This window comes from Dyella silvatica, from assembly GCF_026283955.1.
GTDB classification, from domain to species: Bacteria; Pseudomonadota; Gammaproteobacteria; order Xanthomonadales; family Rhodanobacteraceae; genus Dyella_C; species Dyella_C silvatica.
In genome coordinates, this window is the sequence record NZ_JAPDPE010000059.1 from 1 (window position 1) to 14,984 (window position 14,984).

The window sequence follows — 14,984 nt, forward strand, 5'->3', positions numbered from 1 at the left end:
GCATGACCTGCACGACTTCTTCGCTACTGGTGCGCGTGTCGAAGGCCAGAAGTGAGGGATTGACCCATGGCGATGAGCTCTGGAGACAGTTCCGGCGGTCCGATGTCGGAGATCAACGTCACGCCGCTGGTCGACGTGATGCTGGTGCTACTGATCATCTTCATGATCACCGCGCCGCTGATGTCCCATCGGATCACCGTCGAACTGCCGACTGCGAATCCGAAGGTTGCGGATTCGGAGTTCGTGGAACCGATGGATCTGGCCGTCAAGTCCGATGGCACGATGTATCTCAATGACAACGAAGTCACAGATGCCGAGTTGAAGGCTCAGTTTGCGGTTGCGGCGGCGAAGTCGCCGCAGCCTGAACTTCAGCTCCGCGCAGACAAGGCGACGGAGTACAAGATCGTGCGTAAGATCCTTGGCGCTGCCAAGGAGCAAGGCATGGTCCATGTCGGTTTCATCACGACCGGCAAGGAGTAACAGTCATGGCATTCAGTTCTGGTAGTGGCAAAGGGCCAATGGCTGACATCAACGTCACGCCGCTGGTCGACGTGATGTTGGTGCTGTTGATCATCTTCATGATTACGGCACCGATTCTGACCCACAAAGTAAAAATCGATCTGCCACAGCCAAATCCGGATGTGGTCACGCCTGAAAATCCGCCTGATCCGATCCGTCTGAAGATCGATCAAGCTGGCGCGTTGTACTGGAACGACACGCCGGTCGATGAGTCGGGTTTGAAAGCACAGCTTGCGGTGATTGGTGGTCAGAGTGATGTGACCAAACAGCCGGAAGTACAGATCAACGCAGACGATGGTGTGGCATACGAGCACGTTGCTCGCGTGCTGTCCGATGCGAAGAGCTACGGTTTGACCAAGATCGGCTTCACCGAAGGCCAGTGATTCCGTAACGCTTCATCGGATTGCGGATTCATGTAACGCTACCCACGAAAACCCCCGCCTTGCGCGGGGGTTTTTGTTTTCGAATAGCCGTCTAAATGATGTCGTCTAAGCGTCTTGAGACTAAGACGGCTGTTTAGCCTCAGCGCAGTATTTGCAGATACTTTCGCACGGTGGTTGCCAGCCCTTCGTAAAGCGCTTCGCCGATCAGTGCGTGGCCAATCGAAACCTCGGCCAGACCGGGAATCGCCGCACGGAAGGTGCCGAGATTGGCCTGACTCAAATCATGCCCGGCATTCACCGCTAACCCCGCTTGCTGCGCGCGCCTGGCTGTTTCCAGGCACAGCGCGAGCTGCTCGTGCGCATTGCCTGCTGCAAAGGCATGCGCATAGGGCCCGGTATAGATCTCGATGCGATCGACCCCGATGGCTACCGCCGCGCTGAAATTCTGCGTGCCGGCATCGACGAACAAACTGACCCGGCTGCCGATGTCGTGCAACTCCTCGACCAGCGGACGCAAGCGTTCGATGTCGCGCTCAAGATCAAAGCCATGATCCGAAGTAATCTGGCCATCGCCATCGGGTACCAAGGTGACCTGGGTGGGACGAACCTCACGGGCCAGGGCCAGCAAGCCGGGATAACTGCCCCGCGCAGGCGCAAAAGGATTGCCTTCGATGTTGTATTCCACCCGCCCACGCAGCATGCCGGCCAGCGCACGCACATCGTCAGGGCGAACATGGCGCTGATCGGGGCGTGGATGCACGGTAATACCGCCGCAGCCGGCTTCGATGCAAGTCTGCGCGGCCTGGGTGATGGAGGGTTCGTCGTCGCCGCGCGAATTACGCAGTACGGCGATTTTGTTGAGATTGACACTAAGCAGGGTCATGGCTGGCAGCAAGAGAACGTAAACAGTGGGCTGGCAACAGTGCGCCGTTCAATCGGCGGCAGCAAGTGTCCAGTGCTGAACCCGCCGTGGCGGCCCGCGCCAGGCCAGCGTGCCGACATGCCTGGCGTCGAGCGGCAAGCGCTGAAGCTGCCATTGCGCAGCATCGTCGTGATCCAGCCATTGCAGGTGCAGCCGGTCTGCCTGCATCTGAATATTCAAGCGATGCAAACCGAAAGCCAGGCCGCGGCCAAGTGCCTTCAGCACGGCCTCTTTAGCCGTCCAAAGCTCAAGAAACGCAGCGCTGCGTGCGGCATGGTCAAGCGCTTCGAGGGCCGCGCTTTCGTCGGGGCTGAAATAACGCCGCGCGATTTCCAGTGCTCGCGGACGATCGCGCAGCTGTTCCAAGTCGATACCCGGCGTGAGGCCGCGGGCGATCGCGATCAACGCCTGATCACCGCTGTGCGACCAGTTAAAACTCAGCTTGCCGGCATGCGGCGCGGCGAGTTCAGGGCGACCGTACTCGCCCTCGATGAGTTGCGGCGACTCGTCGGCATGCTGAAGATAGGCGGCCAACAAGGCGCGCAACGGCGCGCGGCCCTGGTGATGATCGTAAGCAAGCCGCCAGACATGTATCTCGTCATCGCGCAGATGCTCTGCTACTTTCGACGCCAGTTGCCCATTTGTCGTTCTCATACGTACATGGTGCCGGGGTCATGGCGGCCTGCACAAGGCAAGTGAGGTAATTGCCGGGGAAAGGGCTGACAGTAAAAGGCACACGCGACGAGGAGAGATACCCAGGTGATAGCGGGTTGGCTTCTGCTGATCATTTCGTTGCTCTATGTGGGCCTGTTGTTTCTGGTGGCCTATATGGGCGATCGGCGGCCGCTGTATCCGCGACAGCCCAAACTGCGACCGTTGATTTATAGCCTGGCGCTAGCGGTGTACTGCTCGTCCTGGACATTCTACGGTGCGGTAGGCACCGCGGCACGTGACGGCCTGGCCTATCTGCCGATCTATCTCGGGCCGATCCTGCTGTTTGTCTTCGGCTTCGGTCTGCTGCGTCGCCTGGTGCTGGTGGCGCGGCAACGCAACATCACTTCGATAGCGGATTTCATCGGCGCACGGTTCGGCAAATCGCATGGCCTGGCTGCCCTGGTCGCGCTGATTGCCGTGATCGCGGTGGTGCCGTATCTGGCCCTGCAGTTCAAAGCCGTGTCGACGTCGTATGGCGTGCTTAGCGACTTGACCGCTCCGGGCACCACGACGTTAGGCGATAGCGCCTTATGGTGCGCCATCCTGCTGGCCACCTTCGCGATCTTGTTCGGCACGCGCAGCATCGATGCCACCGAACATCACCACGGCATGATGTTGGCGATCGCGCTGGAATCGTTGATCAAACTGCTCGCCTTCATGGCGTTGGCCGGCTATGCGTTATGGCGTGGTCCCGGTCTACAAGAAACCGTGCACATGCCACAGCGGCTGTTGGCCGATGGTGTCTCGCCAGGATTCATGGCGCAAACCCTGCTGGCGTTCTGCGCCATGTTTTGCCTGCCGCGCCAGTTCCACACCGGCGTGGTCGAATGCGAGGACCCGCGAGATCTATACCGTGCACGCTGGCTGATACCGATATACATGGGCTTGGTCAGCGTAGCGGTGTTGCCCATCGTCGCCGCAGGCATGCATCTGCCAGGGGTCAGCGACGGCAATGCAGATATCTGGGTACTGAACCTGCCTTTGGCATATGGCGATCGCGGCATGGCGCTGCTGGCGTTCATCGGCGGATTCTCCGCGGCTACCGGTATGGTGATCGTGGCGTCGGTAGCCTTGTCCACCATGATCAGCAATGACCTGGTCATGCCCGTGCTATGGCGCATACGCCGGCTGCGGCTTGAGCAACGCAACGATGTGTCGACGCTGGTTCTGCTGGTTCGCCGCCTCGCCATCATTGCGTTGGCGGTGATGGCGTATCTGTATCACCACCTGGTGCCCGATACCGGCAATCTCGCGCAGACAGGCTTGCTCGCCTTTGCCGCGGTGGCGCAGTTCGCGCCGGCGATGATCTCGGCACTGTATTGGCGTGGTGCGAGTCGTCGAGGTGTGATCAGCGGCCTGCTTGGCGGCTTCGTCATGTGGATGTACACCTTGCTATTGCCGGCTTTGGACAGCAAAGCGAGCTGGCTGGAACAGGGGCCGCTCGGCATGGACTGGCTGCGGCCGCATGCCTTGCTGCATCTGAGCGGCTGGGACCCGGTGATGCACGGCACGTTCTGGTCGTTACTAGTCAATGTGGGATGCCTGGTTTTCATCTCGCTGCGTTTTCGACCCAGCCTGGAAGAGCGGCTACACGCGGCGATGTTCATCGACCCATATACCAGCGATAGCGGTGGCTCCGGCGATTGGCGCGGCCGTGTCGTGGTGGGTGATTTGCGCACCATCGCCGAGCGCATCGTCGGGCTGCGCAGCACCGAGCGCGCCTTCATCGAATATGGCCTGCGCCGTGGCCGCGTACTGCAAGCGAATGAAGCCGCCGATCGCGCGCTGATCCAGTACACCGAGCGCTTGCTCGCGGCGGCGGTTGGCGCGGCCAGCGCCCGACGCATCCTGATGGGCGCCCTGTCCGGCACCGGCTTGGATATCGCCGAAGCGGTGGCCTTGATGGACGAGGCCTCACAAGAGCTGCGTTTTAATCGCGAGCTATTATCGACGACGCTGGAAAATGTGTCGCAAGGCATTAGCGTGGTCGATGCCGACATGCGCCTGGTCGCGTGGAATCGACGCTACATCGAACTGTTCGATTATCCCGATGGCATGGTCTACGTCGGCTTGCCGGTGGCGGAGCTGATTCGCTGGAACGCGGACCACGGCGAATGTGGACCGGGCGAGGTCCAGGCGCATGTGGTCAAGCGCATTTGTTTCAACGCATTCGCCCCGATGGCACGGTGATCGAGATGCGCGGCCGTGCATTGCCCGGTGGCGGCTATGTCACCACCTATACCGATGTCACCGCCTATAAACATGCCGAGCAGGCTTTGATCGAGGCGAATGAAACCCTGGAACAACGGGTCGAGCAGCGCACCGCGGAGCTTAGCGATGCGCTGGTTGCCACGGCCCAGGCGCAGCGTGAAGCCGAGGCAGCCAACGTGTCCAAGACGCGGTTCCTGGCCGCGGCCAGTCATGATTTATTGCAGCCATTGAACGCGGCACGACTGTTTACCTCAGCGCTGCGCCACCATCCGGGCCTCGACGGCGAGGCCACGCAGCTGGCCGAGCGTATCGATGCGTCCTTTCGCGCGGCGGAAGATCTACTCGATGCGCTGCTCGACACCTCGCGGCTGGATGCCGGCAGCTATCGTCCGGATATCGGCCCCTTTGCCTTGGCCGATGTGTTCGATTCCCTGCAGGCGCAGTTCGCGGTGATCGCCGAACAGCGACGCCTGCGTTTGCGCACTGTTCCCACTCGGCTGGTGGTGCATAGCGATCCGCAATTGCTGCGGCGTGTTCTACAAAACTTCACCGCCAATGCGTTGCGCTATACCCAACATGGCGGCGTGTTGCTCGGTGCGCGGCGGGTGGGAAGCGACGTGCGCATCGGCGTATGGGACTCCGGCCCCGGCATTGCGATCGAGCAGCGGGTACGCATCTTTGATGAATTCCAGCGTCTTGAGCAGCCCTCACCCTGGGGCGAAAAAGGGCTTGGCCTGGGGCTGTCGATCTGCGATCGCCTGGCCAACATTCTTGGTCACCGGCTGACCCTGGATTCCAGCGTGGGGCATGGCAGCTGTTTCTCGATTTACGTGCCGCGCACAGAGGCATGGGTAGCGCGTCGCCGCGTCAGCTCGATGCCCGCGCATCTGGAACAATTGCCGCTGACCGTGCTGTGCCTGGATAACGATCCGGCCATTCTCGATGGTATGCATGCCTTGCTGCAGCGCTGGGGCGTCGACTGCCGCCGTGCACTCGATGTGCAACAGGCGTTGAATGAACTGCGGCACGGTGCCATCGACTTAATCCTGGCCGACTACCACCTCAACGATGAGATGAATGGCCTGCAGGCGGTGGCGTACTTGCGCAGCATGTTGCGGGTGCTGCCATCGGTGGCGATGATTACTGCCGATGGCAGCAGCGAGTTGAAAAAGCAGGCGCGTTCACTTGGCCTTCCATTGATGCATAAACCCATTCGCCCAGCCGTGCTGCGCGCCTTGCTCGCTTCGATAAGAAAATAGCCGGGTTCACTCGTCGTCGGGTATGAGCGGAAGCGCATCTTGATCTACCGCCAGATGCGCCGCCACCAAGGCGACTTGCGTGCGGTTATTGACACCGAGTTTGCGCATGATGGCGGTCATATGCGCTTTGACAGTCGCCTCGGAAACATTCAAATCGTAGGCGATCTGCTTGTTGAGCAAGCCTTCCGCAATCATCGTCATGACTCGGAACTGTTGCGGCGTAAGCGTGGCGATACGCGCGGCGACCTCAGCTTCGTCAGGCTTCAAAGCCATGCCATCGCCCAGCAACCGCTGCGGCAGCCAGACGTCACCATCCAGCACACAGCGAATCGCCGAGATGATGTCTTCGCCCGGCGTGGATTTGGGAATGTACGCCGACGCGCCATGGGCCAGTGCGCGGCGGGCGACATGCGCCTCCTCATGGCCGGACACCACGATGGTCGGCAGGCTGGGGTACTGACTGCGCACATGCACCAGCGCGGAGTAACCGCGTGCGCCAGGCATATGCAAATCGAGCAGTAGCAATTCTGCGTCGGGATACTGCTCGATCAGGCTCAACAAAGCATCGACGCGATCGGCGCTGTGCACCGTCGCCAGGGGCATGGCGGCGATCACCGCGCGTTGCAAAGCATCGCGAAACAGCGGGTGATCATCCGCAATCAGCACCTCAGCCATGAGCGGCCAGGGCCAGACCTGCCAGCGCACGCACAGCGAGCTGCTTTGCCGCCATGTGTTTCCCATAGCGCCCGGTGCTTCCCGTCTGGGTCACTTGATCAACCGCTCATCGACCAAGTTCTTTACCACGCTCGGATCAGCCAGGGTGGAAATATCGCCGAGCTGATCCGGCAGGTTTTCGCCGATCTTGCGCAGGATGCGGCGCATGATTTTGCCCGAGCGGGTTTTCGGCAAACCAGGAGCCCATTGCAGATAGTCTGGCGTGGCGATCGGGCCGATCTCCTTGCGCACCCAGGCGACCAGTTCTTTGCGCAGTTCATCGCTGCCGGTTTCACCGGCAATCAAGGTGACATAGGCGTAGATGCCCTGGCCCTTGATGTCGTGCGGGCAACCGACCACGGCGGCCTCGGCGACCTTGGGATGCGAGACCAGCGCGCTCTCCACTTCGGCGGTGCCGATGCGATGACCGCTGACATTGATGACGTCGTCGACGCGCCCGGTGATCCAGTAATAGCCGTCTTCGTCGCGACGGACGCCATCGCCGGTGAAGTAATTGCCGGGGTAAGCGCTGAAATAGGTTTCGATAAAGCGCTGATGATCGCCATACACCGTGCGCATCTGGCCCGGCCAGGAATCGGTAATGACCAGGTTACCCTCGGTGGCACCTTCCAACACCGTGCCGCTGGCATCGACGATGGCCGGTTTGACGCCGAAGAACGGCAAGGTGGCCGAACCCGGCTTGGCATCGATGGCGCCGGCCAGCGGGGTGATGAGAATGCCGCCGGTTTCGGTCTGCCACCAGGTATCGACGATAGGACAACGCTGGTCGCCGACCACGCGGTAATACCACTCCCAGGCCTCCGGATTGATCGGCTCGCCGACCGAGCCAAGCAGCCGCAGTGAGCTGCGCGAGCACTTCTTGACCGGGCCTTCGCCCTCGCGCATCAGCGCACGGATCGCCGTCGGTGCGGTGTAAAACAAGCTGACCTTATGCTTGTCCACCACCTGCCAGAAGCGGCTGTAGTCGGGGTAGTTCGGTACGCCGTCGAACATTACCGTCGTCGCGCCGTTGGCCAGCGGGCCGTACACCACATAGCTGTGACCGGTAACCCAGCCGACATCGGCAGTGCACCAGTAGACGTCGTCTTCGCGCAGATCGAAAACCAGCTCGTGGGTATAGCTGGCAAAAACCAGATAGCCGCCCGAGGTATGCAACACGCCCTTCGGCATGCCGGTGGAGCCGGAGGTGTACAGAATGAACAGCGGGTGCTCGGCCTCGACCGGGGTCGGTGGGCAATCGGCCGATTGGCCTTCCATCAGGGTGTGGTAATAGCGGTCACGCGGCGACTGCATCGCGACGGCGCTGCCGGTACGGCGCACCACGATCACGGTTTCCACGCTGTTGGTGCCGGGCCGTTCAAGCGCGGCATCCACATTGGCTTTCAACGGTATACGCTTGCCACCGCGGACACCTTCGTCGGCGGTTACCACCAGCTTGGCCGTCGAGTCGGCAATGCGTCCGGCCAGCGAATCCGGCGAGAAGCCCCCGAACACCACCGAGTGAATCGCGCCGATGCGCGCGCAGGCCAGCATGGCGACCGCGGCCTCGGGGATCATCGGCAAATAGATGGCGATACGGTCGCCCTTCTGCACGCCGAGATTTTTCAGTGTGTTGGCGAACTTGCATACTTCGGCGTGCAGCTCGCGATAGCTGATGCGGCGGGAATCGTTTGGGTCGTCACCTTCGAAAATGATCGCGGTCTTGTCGCCGCGCTCGGCCAGGTGGCGGTCGAGGCAGTTGGCCGACACGTTTAGCTCGCCGTCTTCGTACCAGCGGATGTGCAGGTCTTTCGGATCATAAGAAACGTTTTTGATCTTGCTAGGCGCTTTCAACCAGTTCAAGCGCTGACCGATACGGCCCCAGAATCCCTCCGGGTCGCTGACCGACTCGGCGTAAAGTCGCGCGTAATCGTCCTTGCGGATCCGTGCATGGGTGGCGAACTCGGGATTGACCGGGTAGAGCTTGGACATGAAAAACTCCTGCTGGGCCGGGCCGTAGGCACCGGGTGGGGGTATCGAGGTGGCGCGGGATCGTCGTAACGTAGCTGCTGAGTTTAGCCTTCCGCTCATGATATGCACGTTTCCGCAGCGCCTCGACCTTGGTCGAATACGCCCATTAATTATTGAGTGTGCACCGAGGCCGGCTTACCCGCGTGGCGGAGCCCGTCGAAGCTGAAATGGCCACCGCCTGCGCCATCGGTCTAGACCAATGGCTAATAGTCGCTCGCGGCGCAGCACGTCCATGCTTGACCTGTCATCGACCCGGGGAGGGGCAAGCCATGACATGTCACCACGCGCCGCGGCGCAACAAGATGCTTGCCTTGGCGGTCGCCTGCGCCCTGGGCATGCCATGGGCGGCCAACGCTCAAGACGGCAGCCACGAAAAGCAGCTCGAACAACGGGTCAGCCAGCTGGAGCAGGAGTTGGCCGAGTTGAAAAGCATGATCCAGGCGCAGAAGACGGCAAACACCCAGCCGCCGCCGGCTCCAGCCGCAGCGGCACAAACCGTGGCCGCCGCGCCGGTCACGGCGGCACCCGTCTTCAGCAGCGCACCCGGCGTGTCGGTGGCGCTGCATGGATTTGTCAGTGTCAGCGCTTTCAGCCAGAACCGAAACTTCACCTTTGGCAATGGCCAGAATGCCGAATTCCCGGTACCGGGTTCTAGCGGCACGCTAAGCGGTGTCGATGTGCGCAATACGCGCTTCTGGCTCGACTTTAGCGGGGCCAAGTTCACCGGCAACTGGAGCGGTGGTGGCCGGGTGGAAATGGATTTCTTCGGCGGCTTTAACGGCACCGGCGCCTACAGTCTGGAGCAGCCGACACCGCGCATGCGCCAGGCGTATATGGATCTGAGCAATGCCGACAGCGGTAGCAAGTTACGCATCGGTCAACAGTGGGACCTGATGTTTCCGCTGGATATGGTGCCCACATCGCTTTCGCATATTGCGTTTCCGCTGGGTTACGGCGTGGGTCTGGTTGGCTGGCGTTTTCCCGGCGTGGTGTGGATGCAGGATCTCAATCACGGCAGCACGGGCGCGCAATGGCGGCTGGATCTGGGCGCGTTCGAGGGCGCCTGGAACGGCCCGGGCAATAACGTCAATTACTTGAGCGCGGGTAATGCCAACTTCAGACCGCAGCTGGAGGCGCGCCTGCATGTGCAGGACAAAGACTGGCTCGCCTACGCCGTGGTGCACTATAGCCAGGTCAATTTGAAAGGCGTCGGCAATGCCGCGGCCGCGCCGATCAAGAGCAACATCACCAGTGCCGGCTACGAAGTCGGTGGCAGCTGGAATCCCGGCCCGTGGATGTTTAAAGGGCTGCTGTATACAGGCAATGGTCTTGGCGAGATCTTCGGTGCCATGGCGCAGTTCGGCGATATCAAGGAAACCGGCGGCTTCCTCCAGGCCGGCTACAAATTCACGCCGAACTGGAGCGCCAACGCGTTCTACTCGTTCAACAAGCCCAATGAGCGCGACGTGATCCGTTGGCTGGAGAACGGAGCCACCGGCCTGCTTAAGGATCGCCAGGCGGCCTTAAGCCTGCAGTACGCCGCGGGCGCCTACGAGCTTGGCGCGGAGTGGATTTACGACAAGCTCGACTCCACCACCCATGGCCTCAACCGCAAGACCACCAGCGGCAATCAGTTCAGCCTCAACGCCTTGTATCACTTCTGACGCCATCGCTTGACGTTGTGACTTATCTTAGGCACAAGGCAAGGCCGCCCATCATCTCAGCAAGGGACACCATCTTGGCGACGACCACAGTCAACACCGGCCATACCATCGGCGTCAGCCACAAACGCGTGGTGCTGGCCTCCAGCCTCGGCACCGTTTTCGAGTGGTATGACTTTTATCTCTATGGCTCGCTGGCCAGCTTGATCGGCAAGCATTTCTTCAGCGGCCTCAACGAAACCAGTCAATTCATTTTTGCCTTGCTGGCGTTTGCCGCGGGCTTTGCGGTGCGGCCGTTCGGCGCGATTGTGTTCGGCCGCATTGGTGATCTGATCGGGCGCAAATACACTTTTTTGATCACCATCATCATCATGGGCATGTCGACCTTCCTGGTCGGCGTACTGCCCGGCTACGACAACATCGGCATGACCGCACCGGTGCTGTTGATCGCGTTGCGTATGCTGCAAGGTCTGGCATTGGGAGGCGAGTATGGCGGCGCGGCCACCTATGTCGCCGAGCATGCGCCGCAAGGCAAGCGCGGTTTGTATACCAGCTTTATCCAGATCACCGCCACGTTTGGCTTGTTCTTGTCGCTCTTGGTCATTCTGGGTACCCGCCTGGGCCTGGGCGATGCCAGCTTCGACGACTGGGGCTGGCGCATTCCGTTTCTGATCTCCTCGTTGCTGGTGGCGGTGTCGGTCTACATCCGCATGCAATTGCAAGAGTCGCCTGTGTTCCAACAGATGAAGGCAGAAGGCAAGGGCTCCAAAGCGCCACTGACCGAAGCCTTCGGTCAGTGGAAAAATCTCAAGCTGGTGATACTCGCCTTGCTCGGTGCCACGGCGGGGCAGGCGGTGGTCTGGTACACCGGTCAGTTCTACGCCATGTACTTTCTCACCCAGAGCCTGAAGATCGAAAGCACCACAGCGATTCTTCTAACAGCCTGTGCGCTTGCCATCGGTACGCCGTTTTTTGTGTTCTTCGGCTGGCTATCGGACAAGATCGGCCGCAAGACCATCGTGCTGGCCGGCTGTTTGCTGGCGGCGCTTACTTACTTTCCGATCTTCAAAGGGCTTACCCACTTTGGCAATCCATCCATCGAGCATGCGGCGGTCAGTGCCCCGGTCGTCGTGATTGCCGACCCGGCAACATGCAGCTTTCAGTTCGATCCAGTGGGCAAGAGCAAATTCACCAGCTCGTGCGATGTGGCCAAGAGCTTCCTCGCCAAGAAGGGTATTCCTTATGCCAACCAGGCCGCCGCCGCAGGCAGCGTGGCGCAGGTAAGAGTCGGCGCTACGGTCATCGACTCCTTTGAGGGTACGGCGCTGGATAGTTCGACCTTTGCTGCCCAAGGCAAGGCCTTCGGTGCCAAGGCCGGTGCCGCTTTGAAGGCCGCCGGTTATCCGGAAAAGGCCGACCCGGCGCAAGCGAACTATCCGATGCTGGTGTTGTTGCTGGCGATCCTGGTGCTTTACGTCACCATGGTCTACGGACCGATCGCGGCTTGGCTGGTCGAGATGTTCCCGACACGGATTCGCTATACCTCGATGAGTTTGCCCTACCACATCGGCAACGGCTGGTTCGGCGGCTTCGTACCGACCATCGGCTTCATGCTGGTCGCATGGAAAGGCGATATTTACTACGGCCTGTGGTATCCGATCATTGTCGCGGTCGCCGGCTTTGTCATTGGCCTGCTGTTTCTTCGCGAGACCAAAGACGTCGACATTCGCGGTTAATCATATAGACGTCCAAATAATTTCCCTCACTCCATCCGCTCGCCGATGGCATGACAGAAGATCACCTGTCGTGCCGTCGGCGATGCCGCGTTTGGCCAAGGGCGCTTAGCGCTTCGATGCAAGGCGATCGTCAGGAGGAGGGCTTTTGCCGGTGCGCCATTGCTGCAGCTCATACTCAGACAATGATTCGTCGCGTGCGCCGGCGCTGATTCGCGCCTGTGCAAAAGCCAGCCCGGTCGCCAGCAGGCCGATCAGGCCGAGTAACAACCACAGACCCATCGCGCCACTGCTGTGACGGGTAAAGCAAAGGGCCAAGGAGAACAGCGTGCCGAGCAATAGAAGCCAGCGCATGAGGGCCTCATGTATCTAGGGATGGACAGTAACCTTGCCTGCAGGCCCTGGCTTGACGCCTGATCGGTGGGCGCGCGCAGCATAGCCAGCCGTGCGGGAATGTTGTCGGCATCACGTCACATCGGCGCGATGCGGGCGTAGCATGCGGACCTGGCGCAAGCGATAAGGGGCACAGCATGCATAAGCATCAGCCGGTGGATGAGACGGTCGGGCCTGGCCGCTTGTTTCGCGCGAGTGCTTGGCTGGGTGCCATGCTGGCGTGCCTGATCGATCATGCCAAGCCGGTGCGTGTCACGCTGCTGATCCTGCTGATCGCCGTTTTCGCGGCGGTGGGTGTCGATCAGGTTTCGGAGCTGTTTCTGTTCGCGGTATGGAGCGACCCCAGTACCGGGCGCTATCTTGGTTTGCTGGCAAGCAGCGCCGTGGCCGGCTTGTCGATCTGGTACGCCGCGCGCAATGCCTATCGCTTGCGTTATCCGCGTTGGCCGGCGCTGCAAGATCCGCGTGGCGCCGGCTTGCGCGACTGGATTCCGCGCTTGCTTGGCGCCTCGGTGCCGTTGCTGGTGTTGCTCGGTTATTTGCTGTCTTTACGCGGCGTGCAAAACGGCCCTTGCGGCATCACCATGAATTGCCAGCAACGCAGCTGGCGTGCCATGGGCTTGCTGCTGGAGTCGGCTTTTCTCATCGTATTCTTCATACGTCGTCGGCGCCTGATGAATGCCATGTGGCGGCGCATGAATGTCAGCGCCATCTGCACCGAGTCCAGTGACGATTCGCGGGTGACCCTGGTACGCGAGCTTGGCCGATTCCCGTTGTGGCTTTACGCATTCGCGATCGGCTTGAACATGGTCGTCACAGGGCTGATCGCCTGGCGGCCCGAGTTGCTGGACGGCATTGGGCCGCTGGCGATCCTGCTGATAGCGGCAAGCTTTTTCTGTCTCAGTGGCGGCTTTCTATGCATGCTGGCGGACCGCCGCGGCCTGCCGCTGCTAAGCAGCTTGCTGATGCTAAGCCTGTTGCTGCATGTGCTGCGGCTAAACGATAACCATCGCGTGCGGCAGTACCCGGCCATGAGTACGCACCAGCAGCCAGCGACTGCCGCGGCAGAGACACGGCCGAGCTTCGATGAATATGCCAAGGCATGGCTGGATGATCGCTGCGCAGGGCGCACAACTTGCCCGGTGGTGCTGGCTTCTAGCGAGGGCGGCGGTATTCGCGGCGCGGCGTGGACGGCGCTGGTGCTGGGCAGGTTGACCGATACGATGAATAGTCGATGGCCCAGCAAGACCGGCGAACCTTTGCTGGGGCGCTACATGTTTGCTGGCAGCGGGGTCTCCGGTGGCAGTCTTGGCCTGGCCAGCTACGTCGCCTTGCTGCATCAAGCCGTCGCGCCGGGAAACAGCGCGCCGGCAGGCAACCCGTTAGAGGCGGCTGCGCAAACCTTGCTCAACCACGATTTTCTGGCGCCGACGCTGGCCAACATGTTCTTTGTCGATTTCACTCAGCGCTGGTTGCCCGGCGCCTGGTTCGACGATCGCTCCCGCGCACTGACTCGGTCATGGGAATGGGCAGCGAGCAAGCAAGGCGTGAGCGCGTTCGCCGAGCCACTCAGCGCACTTTATCGAACCGCCAACGGGCAACTGGATACGCGCATGCCGGCGCTGTTTCTCAACAGCACGACGGTGGCCGAGGGGCGTCGCTTTATCCAGCATCCGTTTCGCCCGACGGCTATGTCAGCCCAGCCATCGCCGCCGTTGTCGGCCTGGACCGCCGCGTTCGATGGCTCGGTCTGGCTAGATCCGCGGGTGCCGCTGAGCGAGGTGGTGCTCAATAGTGCGCGCTTCACCTACCTTAGCCCGGCCGGCACGCTGGAAAGCGCGGCGACGCCAGCGCCCACCCCCGCTGAGCTGCAACTGGTCGATGGCGGCTATTTTGAAAACTCGGGTACCACGACGCTGCTGGAAGTGATGCGGCAATTACGCTCGATCGCGACGCAACGGGGACAAAGCCTGCGTTTTATCGTGCTGCATATCAGCAACGATCCGGACATCGCCGATTTCGTCACCCAGCACGATCCGGCGCATTTCCAACCGCTGTATTCAACCGCTTGTCCGGCGGTTTTAGGCTCGCCGAAGAATATTCTCAATGACGAGTTGACCGCGCCGCTGAAAGCCTTGCTCGATACACGCAGTGCTCGTGGTGAGTACGCCCGCATGCAGTTGCTACAAGGCCTGCAAATGAACCGGGCCGGGCTCACCCAAGGCGACATGCTGTGGCATTTCCGCCTGTGCCATGGCGATTACCCGATACCGCTGGGCTGGACCATCTCCGCGCCGGTATTTACCGAGTTGCAGCGCCAGCTACAGCAAAACTATCCGCTGGACGCGATGGCCCAGGCACTGCAAGAGCAGCTCAACCCACCGTAAGTGGATAAGTTCTTGCTGCCTCAAAAAGCCACCGTGACCGTGGTGTCGCGGCGATTG

General features: G+C 60.9%; 10 protein-coding genes and 1 pseudogene. 6 read left to right on the forward strand and 5 right to left on the reverse strand.

What is annotated here, in order from left to right; all coding sequences use genetic code 11:
• Window positions 1-66 precede the first annotated feature (66 nt).
• Window positions 67-480, forward strand: coding sequence for an ExbD/TolR family protein (locus OUZ52_RS12700; RefSeq protein WP_266158768.1), 414 nt, complete (start codon window positions 67-69; stop codon window positions 478-480).
• A 5-nt stretch (window positions 481-485) separates the two neighbouring features.
• Window positions 486-902 (forward strand): ExbD/TolR family protein, encoded by a 417-nt coding sequence (locus OUZ52_RS12705; protein WP_266158769.1) that lies wholly within the window; start codon window positions 486-488, stop codon window positions 900-902.
• A 139-nt stretch (window positions 903-1,041) separates the two neighbouring features.
• On the opposite strand, the gene OUZ52_RS12710 is transcribed toward OUZ52_RS12705, so the two are convergent.
• Window positions 1,042-1,785, reverse strand: a complete 744-nt coding sequence (locus tag OUZ52_RS12710; protein ID WP_266158770.1) for a pyridoxine 5'-phosphate synthase — start codon at window positions 1,783-1,785, stop codon at window positions 1,042-1,044.
• A gap of 48 nt (window positions 1,786-1,833) precedes the next feature.
• Window positions 1,834-2,478 (reverse strand): 4'-phosphopantetheinyl transferase family protein, encoded by a 645-nt coding sequence (locus OUZ52_RS12715; protein ID WP_266158771.1) that lies wholly within the window; start codon window positions 2,476-2,478, stop codon window positions 1,834-1,836.
• Window positions 2,479-2,583: 105 nt separating this feature from the next.
• Between OUZ52_RS12715 and OUZ52_RS12720 the strand changes: the two are divergent.
• Window positions 2,584-6,008, forward strand: a pseudogene (locus tag OUZ52_RS12720) (hybrid sensor histidine kinase/response regulator).
• Window positions 6,009-6,014: 6 nt separating this feature from the next.
• Here OUZ52_RS12720 and OUZ52_RS12725 read toward each other — a convergent pair.
• Window positions 6,015-6,683 carry a response regulator transcription factor gene (locus OUZ52_RS12725; RefSeq protein ID WP_266158792.1) on the reverse strand — a complete coding sequence of 223 codons (669 nt, stop codon included), beginning with the start codon at window positions 6,681-6,683 and terminating at the stop codon, window positions 6,015-6,017.
• Window positions 6,684-6,773: 90 nt separating this feature from the next.
• On the reverse strand, window positions 6,774-8,714 hold the full coding sequence (gene acs, locus OUZ52_RS12730; RefSeq protein ID WP_266158772.1) for an acetate--CoA ligase: 1,941 nt from the start codon (window positions 8,712-8,714) through the stop codon (window positions 6,774-6,776).
• A 308-nt stretch (window positions 8,715-9,022) separates the two neighbouring features.
• Between acs and OUZ52_RS12735 the strand changes: the two genes are divergently transcribed.
• Complete coding sequence (locus tag OUZ52_RS12735) at window positions 9,023-10,417, forward strand: porin family protein (RefSeq protein ID WP_266158773.1); 1,395 nt, start codon at window positions 9,023-9,025, stop codon at window positions 10,415-10,417.
• Between the two features lie 74 nt (window positions 10,418-10,491).
• Window positions 10,492-12,150: an MFS transporter gene (locus OUZ52_RS12740; RefSeq protein ID WP_266158774.1), complete on the forward strand. Its 1,659-nt coding sequence runs from the start codon at window positions 10,492-10,494 to the stop codon at window positions 12,148-12,150.
• A 105-nt stretch (window positions 12,151-12,255) separates the two neighbouring features.
• Here OUZ52_RS12740 and OUZ52_RS12745 read toward each other — a convergent pair whose 3' ends face one another.
• Window positions 12,256-12,501, reverse strand: a complete 246-nt coding sequence (locus OUZ52_RS12745) for a hypothetical protein (RefSeq protein ID WP_266158775.1) — start codon at window positions 12,499-12,501, stop codon at window positions 12,256-12,258.
• 176 nt (window positions 12,502-12,677) lie between these two features.
• Between OUZ52_RS12745 and OUZ52_RS12750 the strand changes: the two genes are divergently transcribed.
• Window positions 12,678-14,927: a hypothetical protein gene (locus OUZ52_RS12750; protein WP_266158776.1), complete on the forward strand. Its 2,250-nt coding sequence runs from the start codon at window positions 12,678-12,680 to the stop codon at window positions 14,925-14,927.
• Window positions 14,928-14,984 lie beyond the last annotated feature (57 nt).

Bases quoted from the DNA above. Each gene is read 5' to 3' on its own strand.
- OUZ52_RS12700 (WP_266158768.1), top strand. From the start codon at position 67: ATGGCGATGAGCTCTGGAGACAGTTCCGGCGGTCCGATGTCGGAGATC.
- OUZ52_RS12705 (WP_266158769.1), top strand. From the start codon at position 486: ATGGCATTCAGTTCTGGTAGTGGCAAAGGGCCAATGGCTGACATCAAC.
- OUZ52_RS12710 (WP_266158770.1), bottom strand. From the start codon at position 1,785: ATGACCCTGCTTAGTGTCAATCTCAACAAAATCGCCGTACTGCGTAAT.
- OUZ52_RS12715 (WP_266158771.1), bottom strand. From the start codon at position 2,478: ATGAGAACGACAAATGGGCAACTGGCGTCGAAAGTAGCAGAGCATCTG.
- OUZ52_RS12725 (WP_266158792.1), bottom strand. From the start codon at position 6,683: ATGGCTGAGGTGCTGATTGCGGATGATCACCCGCTGTTTCGCGATGCT.
- acs (WP_266158772.1), bottom strand. From the start codon at position 8,714: ATGTCCAAGCTCTACCCGGTCAATCCCGAGTTCGCCACCCATGCACGG.
- OUZ52_RS12735 (WP_266158773.1), top strand. From the start codon at position 9,023: ATGACATGTCACCACGCGCCGCGGCGCAACAAGATGCTTGCCTTGGCG.
- OUZ52_RS12745 (WP_266158775.1), bottom strand. From the start codon at position 12,501: ATGCGCTGGCTTCTATTGCTCGGCACGCTGTTCTCCTTGGCCCTTTGC.
- OUZ52_RS12750 (WP_266158776.1), top strand. From the start codon at position 12,678: ATGCATAAGCATCAGCCGGTGGATGAGACGGTCGGGCCTGGCCGCTTG.